The organism is Flavobacterium sp. FG139 (assembly GCF_057809695.1).
This window is the reverse complement of sequence record NZ_JBMDKL010000060.1, coordinates 1-332: the sequence shown is the minus strand read 5'-3', so window position 1 is coordinate 332 and position 332 is coordinate 1. Positions and strand designations below refer to the sequence as shown.

General features: G+C 36.1%; 1 protein-coding gene. It reads left to right on the top strand.

The window, feature by feature from the left end; genetic code table 11:
- A partial coding sequence (locus ACODSI_RS15095; protein ID WP_488917678.1) for a hypothetical protein occupies nucleotides 1-332 on the top strand: 332 nt, incomplete at both ends.

Here is a 332-nt window from a genome sequence, read left to right as displayed (position 1 = left end):
ACAACAGTAGCTTTAATGACCGATTTGATTTATGCAGATATCGTTCCGTATACTTCAGGATACCGATTTAAAGTAACCAATTTGTTGAATCAAAATGATGTTCAAATCGTAGATAGACCTTTAAGAGAGTTCAGATTTAGTTTGTTGAGCAATGTTCAATTCAGCACGCCATATAAAGTAGAAGTAGCAGTTAAGAACAATGTAGACGGTACGTATTTCCCATACGGAACACCATGTACGGTAACTACACCATCGTTTCCAACGAGCTATTTACAAAACTCACAATGTGATTACACGGCAACTAACGTGAATGAAGTGATTTATGCTAACAT